This window comes from Butyricimonas paravirosa (genome assembly GCF_032878955.1).
Classification (GTDB): Bacteria; Bacteroidota; Bacteroidia; order Bacteroidales; family Marinifilaceae; genus Butyricimonas; species Butyricimonas paravirosa.
The window spans coordinates 5,479,923-5,496,034 of the sequence record NZ_CP043839.1; the positions used below are offsets into that span (position 1 = coordinate 5,479,923).

Genomic DNA, 16,112 nt, shown 5'->3' on the forward strand with positions numbered 1-16,112 from the left:
TGGTTTTAGAATGTGACAAATATAATTAAGTCAGATAGAATATACAAATGAATGAATTTCTCCTTATTTTTGTGTCTTTCAAAAATGGATAAGATTGATATGAATATACAAGAAAATGTTGCAACTTTTATCACGAAGTTACCTAAGGTAATTTTGTTGTGTGTTATCATTTACCTGATTTCGTTGAATTTCAAGACGACCAACGAGGCCCCGAAGAATCAAGAGGTGAAAGCTGAGGTTTCGAATGTTGTTCCGCTGGATGCGGTGAAGAAATATTTTCCGACTTGTACGAGCGTTGAGAAAGTGAACGAAGTACATTATGCCGTTAAAGCTGGTGGGGAGGAGATTGGTAAATTACTTGTTACGACCCCGATCGCGGACGATCTGATCGGTTATGCTGGGAATGTGCCTTTGTTCTTGGCGGTTTCCGAGGAAGATGTGATTTTAGGACTTACCCTGTTAGATAATAGCGAGTCGCCCGGGTTTTTAAGGCGTTTGGAGAAAAAGAATCTGTTCTCGGCATGGGATGGTAAGACGTTGGAGGAGGCCGAGCAACTGAACGTGGAGGCCGTGAGTGGGGCCACGATGTCGAGTGATGCCATCCGGGGGAGTGTGAAAAGAGCGCTGGAGTTTTACCTGGAACGTGACGGGGGTGGTTTTGACATGGATTGGATGAAATTGTTACAGCACGCTTTGGGGGGAATTGTGGTTTTGTTGGCGTTAGCCAGTATGTTCTGGGGAAGTCGGATGAAACGTTGGCGTTACGTGTTGCAGGTTTCTTCCGTGTTGATTCTTGGTTTCTGGTCCGGGTACTTTGTTTCATTAGAGTTGTTATTTCACTAGTGTCCACTAAAAATTTTTTGGTCACTAGTCGGTTAAAAATTAAATAAATTCGATTCACTTGAATCATTTAGCTCTTTGATATTTTTGAAATTCGATTTGTCGAACAAATCTCTAAGATGAGTTTTATCGGTTAGCGAGATGCCGAGTATTTGCAAGGTTTCGTAGATGCTTCGCTCTAACTTCATATCGTGTTGTACTATCGCCACAAGGCAGTAAGTAATTATGGCACAATATATTTGTATGCGTACAGCATTCTCCGAAGTTCCCCAAAACCTCTTTATCTTAAGGTGTTGTTTAATCCATTTGAAAAACAGCTCCACACTCCATCTATTTCGGTATAACCGAGAAATCAGCTCAGCCGAAGCGTCAAGATTGTTCGTCAGGAAAATGTATCGTGTGCCACTTTCGGGGTCTTCAACAATGAGCTTTCTAAGTTCATCGGGGTAATCCTTGGAACTTTTATAAACCGTAAAACATCCGATGACATCAGAAATGACACCTTCAGGCAATCTTCGCTTCCACGTTTTGGGCTTGATGCGTACATTGGTTTTGGCTCGTACAACGAAGAAAGCACCTATGCGGTCTATCGTATACAAGTTGCCAAAATCGTTGTAACCACGGTCAAATATATAATGCGCACCACGTTCATAAGGAATCACAGACATCGCTTTTGTATCGTGAATATTAGCAGGAGTAATATGCACAAATGCAGGAACTTCCGCTTCCACATCGTAGAGCGTATGCATCTTGATTCCGCCTTTATGCTTGCGGAATTTAGCCCACTCGAACACTGACAGACAAAGGTCAATCGTGGTGGAATCAAAAGCATAGACATGACCGTCAAGCTCAAAGATTCTTTCGATTCTACGCTTGCGCGCTTCGGCTATCATGAAGGTTGCATATTCCTGGAAGATGCGATAGTCACGTTGCTCGTTAGCCTTGCTAAGATTGCTTCGTGTTACGGACTTGCCGATTCCCAGATGATAGAGTTTTCCGGTGTGAGCCTCCAGTGACACGATGAGGTCTCTTAAACTCTCACGGTTGGAAAGTTGACCGAACATCATCGTAAGCAACTGATTCCAACAGGTATAGCTTTTAATGTATTTGTTGCCTTCATACTTCTTGACGATACGCAAGAACTTGAACTCATCAAGAAATGTGACTAATTGAGAAAAAACATATTTGTCTTTATTCATAACAGTCTGATTCAGACTGCAAAAGTAATTTCAAATCGTTGCGCACCAAATACCATTACAACAAACTGAATTTCAACAATTTCAAAGAACGACTATGATTTTTTAGTGGACACTAATGTTGTTATTTAACTGGTTGTTGAACGGGGTACCTTGGGGCGCTCGTATTTTGTTGCCCGTGATTGCCGTGCTGGCTTTGGCTTGTCCCTTATTCTTGAACAAGGGGTATTATTGCGCGTATCTATGTCCTTTTGGGGCAGCGCAGGAATTGGTAGGGAAAGTTCGTAAGAAAAAAATAGCCCCCAAGGGAGTGTGGAAGAATATATTTAAATATACTCGCGTGATCTATTTTATGGTGATTCTCGCGCTGTTGTTGTGGGGAATTCCGTTGGAATTGGCATCGTTGGAACCCTTCCCGGCATTTTTATTGACCGCTGCAACGGGGTGGGTCATCGCTTTGGCTGTCATATTTTTACTCTTATCCGTATTTTTTGCCCGTCCTTGGTGTAACTATTTTTGTCCTACCGGGGCGTTGCTGGATATTTTGAGAAAGGCCGATACAAAGGCGGGTTCGGAGAGAAGGAAAAAAGTGATCCGGGAATTTATTGCCTTGGCAATATTCCTCGTGATATTATATTTTATATTGAGGTAAAAAAAACTTGAAACTTTTTTACCGAAACATTTGATTGTTTGAATAAAAAGTGCGTAATTTGCATCCTGTTTGGAAAGCGTTTATAAAAATATTGAGAGATGTCAAGAATTTGTCAAATAACTGGAAAGAAAGCGATGGTTGGTAACCATGTTTCTCACTCCAAAAGAAGAGTGAAGAGAACATTCGAGATCAACCTGTTTAAGAGGAATTTTTATTGGCCAGAAGAAGATAGATGGATCCGTTTGAATGTATCTGCAGCCGGATTGCGCCTAATCAACAAGAAAGGTATTAGTGCTTGTTTGAAGGAAGCTACTGCCAATGGTTTAATTAAGAACGTATAAAGTAAGAAGAGATGGCAAAGAAGAGCAAAGGAAACAGAATACAGGTGATTTTGGAGTGTACGGAACACAAAGAATCCGGAATGCCGGGCACGTCTCGTTATATCACTACCAAAAACAGAAAGAACACCCCCGAGAGAATGGAGTTGCGTAAATACAACCCGATTCTGAGAAGAGTAACTTTACACAGAGAAATAAAATAATTAAGCTATGGCAAAGAAAGTTGTTGCAACACTTAAAACAGCAGATGGTAGGGGATTTGCAAAAATCATCAAAATGGTGAAATCTCCAAAAACCGGTGCCTATACTTTTAAGGAACAAATGGTTCCTAACGATCAGGTGAAAGAAGCCGTGAAAAAATAAGATTTTAAAATCTTCATATAAGAAAGAGCGTCGTGAGGCGCTCTTTTTTTTGTGTGTTTCGGGAACTACCCCCTCCAGCTCCCCCTTACACAGGGGGAGAGCTGATTACCAAACATCACAATATTTCAATGAGCGTGTCCTCCCCCTGTGTAAGGGGGAGTTAGAGGGGGTAGTTTCTCTTTATATTTCCTCCGAATTTCATCAGAACAAAAAAAATCATGATTTTTTTACTCAAAAGTGTAACCTATCCCAATAATTCCCGTTATACTCTATGTATTCACAATCAAGGAATGCTTCTTGATGGTTGAAAACTGAAGAGTTAGTTTGAATAATTGAAAAATAAAATTTCTCGATTTTTTTCGAGAAAAAACGAAACCTTTCTTTAGCGGTAACGTTAAAGAGGTAGAATAGATGATGAACTTATGATTTATTTTTAGCTGTTATTAGATTGAATCATCTAGCATAAAGAGAGGGGATAGCTTTGACTGGGGTTTAAGCTGATTTTCTGATAGAGTTCTTAAAAGTACTGGAATATATCCTACGGGACACCACGCACACACACCACACACACAGACGCACGCACACACACATACATACAACATCTTTTCGTCAGTCCCAATGTATTCCATTTAAGACGCTACAGGAAATCCCTCCTTTTTTTTATTTTTGATTTCCGATTTTAAATTCCTACCACACATTACTCCATGAATTTTAGATTTACTGATTTTAGATTTTTACGGTATCAAGTTTACACTTTTTATTCGTAAATTGTAAATCATAAATCATAAATTTTTCTTCCATTCGAAATAGTTTCCCTATCTTTGTAAGTTGATTTTTAAGGAATAGGAATTCATGGAGTACAGAGAAGAAGAAGATAACAATATAGCCATATTTGGTGCCAGAGAGCATAATCTGAAAAATATAGACCTGACGATTCCACGGGATAAGTTGACGGTGATTACCGGGTTAAGCGGGAGTGGAAAATCATCCTTGGCTTTTGATACGATATATGCCGAGGGGCAGCGTCGGTATCTGGAAACTTTTTCCGCATATGCCCGTCGTTTTCTGGGAGGTATGGAACGTCCGGATGTGGATAAGATTACCGGGTTAAGTCCTGTGATTTCAATTGAACAGAAAACCACGAATAAAAATCCTCGTTCTACGGTCGGTACGACCACTGAGATCTATGACTTTTTGCGTTTGCTTTATGCCCGTGCGGGTGTTGCTTACTCATACGCCACGGGTAGTAAGATGGTAAAGTATACGGATGAACAGATATTGGAATTGTTGCAGCGTGATTTTGCCGGACGGCGTGTATTGTTGTTGGCTCCCGTGGTAAAAGGACGTAAAGGACACTACCGGGAGTTATTCGAGAATTTACGGAAGAATGGTTTTATTTCGGCACGGGTAGATGGAGAGTTGCGGGAGATAACGATCGGGATGAGTGTTGATCGTTATAAGATGCACGATATCGAAATCGTGGTGGACAAGATTGTCATGGATCAGGCTGATCTGAAACGCTTAAAAAATTCCGTGGGTACTGCCATGAAACACGGCAAGGGTGTGATGATGGTAAAAGATTACGAATCTGACGAGATTAAATATTATAGCCGCCATTTGATGTGTCCGGATACCGGGCTTTCTTATAAAGATCCGGCCCCGCATACCTTTTCTTTCAACTCGCCTCACGGGGCTTGTAAGAAATGTAAGGGATTGGGATTTGTCAACGAGGTGGCGATGGAAAAGATTATTCCGGATAATTCATTATCTATTCATGCCGGGGGAATCCTGCCCCTTGGAAAATATAAGGCTTCTCTTATTTTCTACCAGATCGAAACAATTCTGAGAAAACATGGTGCCGATATAAAACAACCGATTCGGGACCTACCCGAAGAGGCTTTGACAGATATTCTGTATGGTTATCCGGGACAATTCCGTTTGGAGAATGCGGAGATCGGGGTATCATCCAATTTCCTCACGACGTACGAGGGAATATTGAAGTATGTCACCATGCAGGAGGAAAATTCGACTTCCAAGAAAGCGAATAAATGGGCGGAACAGTTTATTTCCGTGACAACCTGTGACGTGTGTAACGGTCAACGGTTGAACCAAGAGGCTCTGCATTTCTATATTAACGGGAAGAATATTTCTGAATTGGCGAATATGGAGTTATCTGATTTGTACGAGTGGATCGGTAACGTGGAGGAACATTTAGAGGATAAACAGAAACAGATTGCGGGAGAGATTTTGAAAGAGATCCGGACTCGCCTAAAGTTTATGCTTGATGTCGGGTTGGAGTATCTGGCTTTGAATCGTCAGTCCATGACATTATCGGGAGGGGAGTCTCAGCGTATTCGTCTGGCAACACAGATCGGTTCACAGTTGGTAAACGTCCTTTATATATTGGATGAACCGAGTATTGGGTTGCACCAGAAGGATAACCGAAAGTTGATTCATTCTTTGCAGGAATTGCGGGATAACGGTAACTCGGTGATCGTGGTGGAGCATGACAAGGAGATGATGGAGAATGCCGATTATATCGTGGACCTGGGACCCAAGGCGGGAAGAAAAGGAGGGGAGATCACGGCTATCGGGGGGTATTCCGATATTCTGAAAAGTGATAGTCTGACGGCACAGTACCTGAAAGGGGAGAAGGTCATCGCTATCCCGGCGGAACGTCGTGCAGGGAATGGAAAGAAGATTTCCCTGAAAGGATGTACCGGAAATAATCTTAAAAATGTGAGTGTCGATTTTCCTCTGGGGAAATTGATTTGCGTGACCGGGGTGAGCGGAAGTGGAAAATCTTCTTTGGTCAACGGGACTTTGCATCCGATATTGAGTGCTTATTTTTATAATGCTTTGGCTGCACCGTTACCTTATAAATCGATAGAAGGGATGACTGAAATTGATAAGGTCGTGGTGGTGGATCAAAGCCCGTTAGGTAAAAGCCCTCGTTCCAATCCGGCAACTTACACGGGATTGTTTACCGATATTCGGAAGATATTTGAAAAGTTACCGGAATCACAAATCCGGGGATACACGGCCGGACGTTTTTCCTTTAACGTGAGCGGAGGACGTTGTGAGGTTTGTAAAGGTGCGGGAGTGAAGACCATCGAGATGAATTTCCTTCCGGATGTTTACGTGCATTGTGAGGCTTGTGATGGTAAACGTTACAACAAAGAGACCTTGGAGGTTCGCTATAAAGGAAAGTCCATCGGTGACGTGTTGAACCTGACGATCAATCAGGCGGTAGAGTTTTTTGAGAATCTGCCTCACCTGCAATCCAAATTGAAGATGTTACAGGATGTCGGGTTGGGGTATATCAAGATCGGACAACCTTGTACCACGTTAAGCGGGGGAGAATCCCAGCGCATTAAATTGGCTACCGAACTTTCGAAGAAAGATACCGGGAGTACGCTATATATACTGGATGAACCTACAACCGGACTACATTTTGAGGATATAAATATATTGTTGGGAGTGCTACAAAAGCTGGTTGATAAAGGGAATACTGTGATTGTCATCGAGCATAACCTAGACGTGATAAAAGTGGCCGATTATCTTATTGATATGGGACCCGGTGGTGGTAAAATGGGGGGAACTGTCGTTTGTACCGGAACCCCGGAAGAAGTTGCTCGGAATAAAAAATCCGTGACGGCTCCTTTCTTGCGGGAGGAGTTGGGGATAAAAAAATAAGTTTATAGAGGGGGGACAAAAGGTATTTTTCAAACTCCCTCCCCCCTTCGGGGTGCTCCCTCTATAAACAGAGGGAGAGCTGAAATACTCCCTGTATTCGGGATAAATCACCAACTCATCCTCTGTTCTCCCTCCCCATCCCCCCTTCGGGGTACTTCCCCTCAGGCAGGGGAAGAAAGAGGTGGCACGAAGTGACGGAGGAGTTTTTTTGAGGATAAAATACCTTTTGACACATCCTCATTTTATTTTCTTGAAAAAGCGTCGCCACACGTATTTTTTCGTGTGTGGATCTTTTGACGTGAGGACGAACGAGGCTTTGCCCACGATAAAGTCTTCGGGGATGGGACCGATATATCGGGAATCCCTAGAGTTGAAGATTTGGTCTCCGGCTACGAAGTACCAGTTTTTTTGGAACGTGTATTCACGGATCGAGGAGTCACGGATGTAGAGTTGGCGATCTTGTGAGTGTACGGGTGCTTGGGTTTCGTAAGCGATCAAGTGGCGGTATAGCGAAAAGTTTAACGTGTCAATGGTGATCGTGGCTCCCGCGGCGGGAAGGTACAGGGGGCCGAAATCTTGGATGTTCCAGCGATGCCAGTAATCGAAGGGAAAAGCGTTGTAAATTCCCGGGGCATATTCTCCGCGGTAATGGTGCAGGCGTTGTTGCTCTTCCACGTTCCCATAGCCGGTTTTGCCGTTGATATGATTGATTCCGGTGATGATTGATAACGTGTCTCCGGGAAGGGCGATACAGCGTTTCACGTAAAATGTTCCTAAATCCATATCCCAGCGACCGTTCGTGTGCGTGGGAAAGTTGAAAACGATCACATCATTGCGTTTCAGTGAAGAGAACCCCGGTACCCGCACGGTTTCCGGGTGTGCGCCGTCCAAGAAATCGAAGTTTTTGTAAAAGCGGGCTCCCATGTACATTTTGTTCACCACGATAAAATCTCCCGGTTCGATCGTCGGGTACATCGAGTCGGAAGGGATGCTGTAAAAGTCCACGATAAAAAAGCGCAACAGGGCGGCAATCACGATGGCCAGCAGGATGGCTCCCACGTACTGGAATATGGATTTAATTACTTTCTTCATTTTTTTCTTGAGATAAAAATACGTTCTAAATAGTAATAAAACAAGGGAATGATGAATAAACTGACGAAGGTTCCGACCGTCATTCCGGCGATAAGCGTGATCGACATGGGGCGCTGTAACTGGGTCCCGATGTCATTTCCCCACAGCATGGGGACGAGGGCGAAAATCGTGGTCAAGCTGGTCATCAGGATGGGTTTTAATCGCCGTACCCCGCCTTCGTGAATTGCGTCTTCCAGTGCAAGCCCCGATCGTTGCAAACGTATGATCGTGTCAATTTTAAGGATCGAATCGTTGATCACGATACCACTCATCACCACGATACCGATCATGGACATCAAATTGAGGGAAATCCCGGATAGCCACAGGATAAGTATCGTGAAAGCCACGTCCAGCGGGATTTCGACGAGAAGGATTATCGGCAGGGTCAACGATTCAAATTGTGCGGCAAGGATAAAATATAGCATGAGGATGGCCACGATTACCACGACGACCATCTCCCAAAGGGTTTCTTGACCGGAAAAATATTGTCCGTCAAACGTGGTGTTTAAGTTCCGGTTTCCGGCTTCCGTCTTTATGGTCTGTATGATTTGTTCCGTGGAATCACCAACGTGATAGACGTTTAGCGGGACGACCACCCCTTCTTTACGTCCGATGATACTCTTGTAATCCAGTTTCTTTTCCATTCGGGTCAGGGCCGAGACGGGAATATCCAGTTGATCGTTATTACTCACGAAAGAGGAACGGATGATGTCCAGAATCGTTTTTTCTTCTCCCGTGATCACGATCGGGACATACCGGCTACCCGTGTTTAGTTTCCCGATATTCATTTTACTGATATTCTTTTCCAGCACGTTAATCAAGGTACCTTGACTGACTTTGTAGAGGGCCAGCCTGTCCGGTAGTATTTCGACCACGATGCGTTCGGACGTTGAAGGTTTATCCAATTGTAAGGTCGGCATGAGCGAATCAAGATATTCGATGAACGTGTTCACGCTATCCAGTTCCGGACCGCCCCGGCGGGATTCCCCGCTAAGGTACACGACCAATGGGACGTCGTTGTCCTTAAACAGTTGTTCGAACAGGTTGTCCACTTTGGCGATATCGACCTTTGCCATCGGGAAATTTGCTTTGACGTGTTCCCGGATGGAAGAGATCACCTTTTCCAGTTCTTCGGCGTGGAGGGTACGTATATAAAATTCCGCCTCGTTGATGTTCTGGTTCTTTTCCCGGTTCAGGAAGAACATCTTTTCTCCCGCGTGACAGCTGATTTCTTCGCATTTATCGCTAAATCGTTTGATAATATCTTCTACCCGGTGTTCGTTTTCATCTATATGAATACTGGAATTCCAATCTACCCGTAGGATTATCTCATTCGTATCGATTGTCGGCATACGTTCCAGTCGTAGTTGAAAGGCTAACACGAAACCCAGCACAAGAACCGCGAGACAACCGATCATGACGATCAATTTGTGATGAAAGATAAAATGAAATATATTCGTGTAGTAATCATCCAGATGCTTGAAACTGATTCGTTGGATAAAGCGAGTCGCTTTTCCTTCTTTGGCATACATGAATAACAGGTGGAATACGACCGGGACGATCGTGATCGAAACGGCCAGCGAAACGAACAGGCCGATTGCCACGGCCATCGCCTGATCGTAAAACAAGGCTCCGGCAATACCGCTCATGAAGATTAACGGGACAAATATGGCGCAGGTGGTCAGTACCGAGGAAAGGAGGGGTGTGATGATCTCGTTTGTCCCGTCCAGACAGGCTTGGAACAGGGATTTCCCCCTCATCCGGTGTTGGTTGATGTTGTCAATGGTGATGATGGAGTTATCCACCATCATCCCGACTCCCAGTATTAACCCGGATAGTGAAATCGTGTTGATCGAGATTCCGATTAGCTGGAAAAATAACATACTGATCACGACCGAAACGGGAATACTGATCGCGATGATTACGGGTGACCGGGCATCTTGCAGGAAGAACAGCATGGCCACGATGGCCAGTAAAATTCCTTGCCAGAGGCTCTGTACCAGATTGTCAATCGAGTAATTCAGTAATTGTGCCTGATCCCGGGAAACGGAAAATTCCACGTCCGGGTATTCTTCCCGAAATTGGTCAAGTAGCCCCGTGACCTTTTCTTTCATTTCCGACATCCGGGCATTGGATTGTTTGATCACGGCCAAGCAGAGGGATTGTTTGTCACCGTTAAAGAATATGCCTCTTTTTTCTCTCGGACGGATACCAGTACGGGCGACATCCTTGATTTGCAGAAGTCTGCCGTTGATATTCAGGTAAACGTTTTCCAGCTCTTCCGGGGAGGTGATCTGTGAGGCAAAACTGATACTGTATTGGTAGTACCCGTCTTTCACGGAGAGGCTTCCGGAAACTTGGTTATTATTGTCTATGGCTGATTTTAGCTGATCCTGCGTGATTTTCAAACTTCTCAACTTGGCCTCGTCCGGGAATATATATAGTTCGGGGGAGTACATCCCGCTAATATCTACCATGGCGACATCCGGTAACTGTTCCAGTCTTTTTTTCAGTACGGCATCCGTGAATTCACAAAATTCCAAGAATTTCTCCTCCGAATCGTTTTCTTTCAGGTTGATGTTGATGTAAAACACGGGTAGGTCGGAGGTGGAGGCTTTGATGATCGTCGGGCGTTGCACCTCTTTCGGGAACCCGTTCACGCTGGCATCCACTTTCTGGTTGACTTCGATAAAGGCGTAATCCAGTGAAGTCCCGTACTCGAATTTCATCGTGATCAGCCCGCTTCCTTCCTTGGATTCCGATTGTATTTCCGTCAGTTTTGGAATTTGTTGTAACTGTCCCCGTAGTCCGGACGTGAGCGTGTTTTCCACCTCGTTGATCGAAGCGTTGTCCCAAGTATAATGTACGGTGATCTCCGGAATATCAATTTCCGGCATAAGTGACACGGGTAATCGAAAAGAGGCCACGATTCCCAGTACGATAAAGGCTATCGTACTCATGATGACTGCTACCGGACGTTGTAATAAAAACTTGACCATGGATTAATTTTAGATTTTAAATTTTAGATTTTAAATTTCGCCGCACAAACCACCACTTTTTCTTGACCTGTAACTTGCAACCTGTTAACTTGTGACTCGCTACGGGCGAACGGAATGTCATCGGTAAATAAATTATCAAAACCGGGAGTGAGAAGGTTAACCCGCTCATCGTTCCGATGGCCAGACTTTTCCAGAAGGGATTGATGTCCCCGATCAGGAAGGGGATAAATCCCAGCAGGGTCGAGGCTATCGTCAGGAAGATCGGGATAATCTTGGCGTTATAGGCTTTCATGTAGGTTTGTATTCCCCGGGGAGCGCCTTCCCGGACTTTGATGTTGTAATCATTCAGGATGTAAAGCACGGCATTCACCGATAGTCCGCTTAACAGGATAAAGGCTGCCAGACAACCTTCGTCGAACCCGACCCCGAAGAAATAGCCTCCTAGGAAACAACCGATAAACGAGATGGGTGTGATACAGATCACGATAGCGGCCTGACGCAAGGATTCCAACAAGATAGCACAAATAAAATAGATGATCCCGATGACCAGCAATATATAAAGTATGCGGGCATCAATTCCCCCGATGTCTCTCTGCCAGTAGTTTTTCCAATCGTTGCTTTCTTTCACCCGGAAACCCACGGGCATCATCTGGTTCATGGCTTTCATTTCTCGCTCTTTCACCTTCTCCGACAGGCGGTAGGCCCCGATAAAATCGTATTGAACCTCAACTTCGTACTCTTGATTTCTTTTTGTGATGTTCTCGAAATTCTTTTCTTCCGTGATGTCTCCCACGTCTTCCAAGCGGAACACCGATTTATCTCCCCGCAAGGGGCGATTCCTCACGTCCCACACGCTGGCCTCCACTTTCTTCTCCGGTCGGATGTCAATCGTGGTGTATTCGTCATTTATGTATGCCCGGGTGGATGAGGTGCCGGAATAGGTCAACGAGTGTAAATTACCTAGCAGGTTGTTAATATTCGAATTGTTGCGAGCCAGCTTTTCTTTATCGACCTCCACGGCGAACGCTTTGGCTTTTGGCGAACGGTCGCTACCGATGTATAGTTTCTTGACCCGGATATTCTTTTCCAGACGTTGTTTCAATATATCGGCGTATTGCAGGACCTTGCGGTAATTGTAACCGATCACTTTGATACTTTCACTCCGGAACTCGTCACTTGTCCGGTTCGAGAACCCCCGTCCCACGCCGTTTACTTCCGAGTCCCCGTTCCCGATCGTGTTGGCAAAGCGTATCAGCTCGTTTTTCACCTGTTCCGGGGAGCCGTCTTTCTCGTGTTCTTCCTTGAACGTGATCGCCATTTCACCTCGATTTGCTGATGACACGTCGGAGGTAAATGTGGCAATCGATTCGAATCCGGAAAGAAAATTCTCCAACTTTTCAAAAGCTTCGTTCATCTGTTTGATCGTGGACCCATGTGGCATACTCATGGTTAAAGTCAACCGTGTTTTTTGGCTTTCCGCGGCTTTCCGGCTTTGTAGCCACGCGTCACCGCCTCCTTCCATGAACAGACGGAGTGCCCCGCCCAAGGTCTTGTCGATATAGGGTTTGATCGTGAGATAGGTTTCGCTGCCGAAAACTGTGTTGTAGGCCGAGCTGTACCATTTGTCCCGATCCACGCTTGACGGGAGTAGGAACACGGGAAGGCCGAAACCGAGAATCGTGATGATGATGGCGATTTTTTTATATTTCCTCGCGAAACGAGCGAAACGCAGGTATCTTCTGTTGAAACGGACAATTCGTTTCCGGCGATGAATCTTGCGTTTACTATTTTGTGGTTTTAGCGGAATTTTTTCCATGAGTGCCGGGACGAAAAAGAGGGCCACGGCAAGAGACACCCCTAGGTTTATGATGATCACGGCAGAAAAGTCCCACATGTTTCTCATGATGTTGTTATCCATGTTGAAAATCACCGTTAACGCTCCCACGGTGGTCAACGTGGCGGCCAGTACGGCGAGGAAGGCTTTGCGGTTGTGGAAATGGCGATAATGATCGGTCATCACGATCACGCTGTCAATGATGATACCGAATGACACGGTGATTCCTGCCAACGTGTAAAGATGGAGTTCTATTTTGAAAAAATAATAGAACACAAGGGCGATAGATAAGTTGGCAAGCAGGCAGATGCTGATAATACCGAGGTAACGGAAGTCCCGGCTCACGAGGTACACGAAAAGGAGCAGGATCAGAATGGTCACTCCCGTACGGTTGAGGATTTGTGACAACTCGTCTTTGATTTCGGTGCTGTTGTCCCGGATGAGTTTGACCGAGTAATTTGCCGGGAAACTTTCCGTCAGTTGTGCCATCTCTGTTTTGACCCGTCCGGCGAGTTCGATCATGTTCGCGTTCTTCTCGGCATATACATTCAGGTTTATCCGGTTCAGCCCGTTAATGCGGTAATATGATCCGGGATCACTTTCCTGGTAATCCAGAGTCACGATATTGTGCAGGTAAATGATTTTACCGTTAATCACCTTGATCGGCAGGTTCATGATGTCTGTTTTGTCATCATCCGAATTCCCTTTAAACACGAGGTACGAGTATTTCTTTTCGGGGACGGTTTCCGTGAGAATTTTTCCACCGTCTTTCCGGAAATAATATTCCGAAACGGCGTTGGATATATCGTTTGCCGAGAGACCGATGTCGGCAAATAGTTCCCGGTCGTATTGCATCACCCACTCGAACGGGACGATCCCGGTTACGTTCATGCTTTCTACTCCCGGCATGGTGGAAATAACCGGGACGATCCGGTCTTCCGCGAAACTCCCCACTTCTTTCGAGTTGCCCGGACCAGTCAACACGTATGTCATCAATAGGTGGCGTTCTGTTTCCTGTACCCGTCCGTCATGTATTTCCCCGCCACTGACACCCGAAACACGGACATCCTCCGGTAAGCCCGGTGCGACAGAACGGATAATCGAGGACAGGTACAATTTCACGGCATCAATATTTTCTTTCGGGTCAATGGTCAACTCGATGGCACCGTAACCGTTCCCCGTGGTGGAATGTATCTCGTTCAATCCCCGAATCCGGGCAAATGCTCCTTCCAGTTTCGTGGTGACTTCTGTTTCTAATAATTCCGGGTTAGCATTGGTCCATGAAAACGAGACGTTCAACTTGTTCGACCTCGACGAAGGTTCCAATTGCAATGACAACCTCGGCACCAAGCTGATCCCCAGAATCATCATGACAACAAATATCGTGTTAATCGAAAAAGCTGATAAACGCATGTTAATTTTAGATTTGATGATTTATGATTTTAGATTTTCAATTTTCAATTATCACCGTGTTCATGTGCGACAACCCAAGATTATTCTCGTAAATTACCGTGTCGCCGGGGGAGATGCCTTCTTCCACGCTGACTTCCATGCTGTTCTCGTATCCCGTGGTGACGTATCGCCATATTGCTTTTCCTTTTTGACAGACGAATACGACTTTTTTGCCTTGTCGGGGAAGAACGGCTGATTTGGGGATGATGATCTTGTGATCGATTTGTCGTTTGATCAGTATACTCACGTTCATTCCGTCTATCAACAGCCCTTGGTGGTTATCCGTGATAGCTTTCACTTTAACCATGCCATTTTCGTCGATGCGGGGATTTACTTCGATGATCTTTCCGGTTAGGGTATATTCGTGATTAGCGTAAGGAGTTATTTCGACCTCCATGCCGGAGTGGAGATTTCCGATTTCGGTTTCCAGCACGTTGAACACGACTTCCATTTTCGAATCGTCAATGAGCGTGCATAAAGATTTATAGGCGGAGGTTTGGTTATAGGGTTTGGCCTCAAGATCAGCGATAATCCCGTCAAAAGGGGCTCTGGTTTTTACGAGGGTATACTCTTTTTGCGCTTTTTCGAAGGCTTTCACGCTGGACGTGTAGCCGCATTGCAAGTACATGGCTTCTTTGCGTCGCGGGGGGAGTTGTACGGTGTCATCCAATGTTTTGAATCCTTCATTTATGATGGCCAGTTTTAAATCGAGGAAGGCTTTCTGTAAGGACAAACGAGCGTCTTCCAGTGCAAACGTGGCCTTTTCGTCGTCAACTTCTGCAATAATATCCCCTTTTTTTACCCGATCCCCGTTTTTCACGTTCACCTTTCTCACGACATCAGCCACCTCGAAATTAAGAGCCGCTTTCCGATTCGCCTCGGCTTTCCCGTTACTCACTAATTCCAAGTTAAACCGATCTTCCCGTGCCACCTGCACTTTCACGATCGTCTTCTCGTCTTGTTGTTCGATTTTGGCATATTGCTCATCCTCGTTCTCTTCTTTCTGTTTCTCTTTCCCGTTGCACGCCAACAGTAGGAGGGTCAGTGGTAGTATAAATCTATAATACATATAACAAACATTTTCGATCCTTTATTATTTTTCAAAGTTGGGGAAAACTTTCTGGAAATAAGAATGGAAATATGATAAAATTATGAGAATTTTTAAAGGCAATTTTAATATTAATGATGTTCAACATACCCTTTAAGAATTAATTTATACATTTGAGCTTTCGTGTTTGCTTTAATTGTTGTGTAAAGGTGTTGTTTACCTATTTTGTTTTTCGTGTTTAAACTCAATTCTATATATGCTGAATCGTTTACTGGAATCATTTTTTTTGATAATTGATAGGTTGTACAATTGCAATCAGGATTGACATATTGTATTATCAAATCTTTATCACCCGTATTATAAAATGTATAACGGGCAGTGATAATTGTATCTTGTCTAACTTTTTGAAAATCATAAATCTTGTTTTTCCATTTTAAATTTGATATAGGGATTGACTCTTGAGAATTTGTTGTGATTTGTTTTTTTTGAATATGATCACATGAGCATAAAAAATAGCATTGCATTAATATGATGATATAGGATATTGAGAGTTTCATGATAGC

General features: G+C 44.4%; 12 protein-coding genes. 6 read left to right on the plus strand and 6 right to left on the minus strand.

Annotated elements, in window-relative coordinates; genetic code table 11:
• Positions 1-99: 99 nt before the first annotated feature.
• Positions 100-843, plus strand: a complete 744-nt coding sequence (locus F1644_RS22050) for an FMN-binding protein (RefSeq protein WP_168044412.1) — start codon at positions 100-102, stop codon at positions 841-843.
• Between the two features lie 32 nt (positions 844-875).
• On the opposite strand, the gene F1644_RS22055 is transcribed toward F1644_RS22050, so the two are convergent.
• Positions 876-2,039, minus strand: a complete 1,164-nt coding sequence (locus tag F1644_RS22055; protein WP_008666211.1) for an IS4 family transposase — start codon at positions 2,037-2,039, stop codon at positions 876-878.
• A gap of 115 nt (positions 2,040-2,154) precedes the next feature.
• Between F1644_RS22055 and F1644_RS22060 the strand changes: the two genes are divergently transcribed.
• The 5 genes from F1644_RS22060 to uvrA all read left to right on the plus strand — a co-directional run bounded on the left by F1644_RS22060 (position 2,155) and on the right by uvrA (position 7,085).
• The gene (locus F1644_RS22060) at positions 2,155-2,688 is read left to right on the plus strand and encodes a 4Fe-4S binding protein (protein ID WP_168044190.1); all 534 of its coding nucleotides are present in this window, start codon (positions 2,155-2,157) and stop codon (positions 2,686-2,688) included.
• A gap of 98 nt (positions 2,689-2,786) precedes the next feature.
• Positions 2,787-3,029 carry a 50S ribosomal protein L28 gene (rpmB, locus tag F1644_RS22065; protein WP_027202637.1) on the plus strand — a complete coding sequence of 81 codons (243 nt, stop codon included), beginning with the start codon at positions 2,787-2,789 and terminating at the stop codon, positions 3,027-3,029.
• Positions 3,030-3,040: 11 nt separating this feature from the next.
• Positions 3,041-3,229, plus strand: a complete 189-nt coding sequence (gene rpmG, locus F1644_RS22070) for a 50S ribosomal protein L33 (protein WP_027202636.1) — start codon at positions 3,041-3,043, stop codon at positions 3,227-3,229.
• Between the two features lie 7 nt (positions 3,230-3,236).
• On the plus strand, positions 3,237-3,389 hold the full coding sequence (locus F1644_RS22075; protein WP_072025905.1) for a DUF4295 domain-containing protein: 153 nt from the start codon (positions 3,237-3,239) through the stop codon (positions 3,387-3,389).
• Positions 3,390-4,241: 852 nt separating this feature from the next.
• Positions 4,242-7,085: an excinuclease ABC subunit UvrA gene (gene uvrA, locus F1644_RS22080; RefSeq protein WP_118302701.1), complete on the plus strand. Its 2,844-nt coding sequence runs from the start codon at positions 4,242-4,244 to the stop codon at positions 7,083-7,085.
• 237 nt (positions 7,086-7,322) lie between these two features.
• On the opposite strand, the gene lepB is transcribed toward uvrA, so the two are convergent.
• From lepB to F1644_RS22105, 5 genes are all read right to left on the minus strand, one after another.
• Complete coding sequence (lepB, locus tag F1644_RS22085; RefSeq protein ID WP_118302699.1) at positions 7,323-8,177, minus strand: signal peptidase I; 855 nt, start codon at positions 8,175-8,177, stop codon at positions 7,323-7,325.
• On the minus strand, positions 8,174-11,215 hold the full coding sequence (locus F1644_RS22090) for an efflux RND transporter permease subunit (RefSeq protein ID WP_118302697.1): 3,042 nt from the start codon (positions 11,213-11,215) through the stop codon (positions 8,174-8,176). Before F1644_RS22090 ends, lepB begins: the two co-directional genes overlap by 4 nt.
• A gap of 16 nt (positions 11,216-11,231) precedes the next feature.
• Positions 11,232-14,462, minus strand: a complete 3,231-nt coding sequence (locus tag F1644_RS22095) for an efflux RND transporter permease subunit (protein WP_087420030.1) — start codon at positions 14,460-14,462, stop codon at positions 11,232-11,234.
• Positions 14,463-14,499: 37 nt separating this feature from the next.
• Positions 14,500-15,570, minus strand: coding sequence for an efflux RND transporter periplasmic adaptor subunit (locus F1644_RS22100; RefSeq protein WP_118302695.1), 1,071 nt, complete (start codon positions 15,568-15,570; stop codon positions 14,500-14,502).
• Positions 15,571-15,680: 110 nt separating this feature from the next.
• Positions 15,681-16,106: a DUF1573 domain-containing protein gene (locus F1644_RS22105; protein ID WP_118302693.1), complete on the minus strand. Its 426-nt coding sequence runs from the start codon at positions 16,104-16,106 to the stop codon at positions 15,681-15,683.
• Between the last annotated feature and the right edge of the window lie 6 nt (positions 16,107-16,112).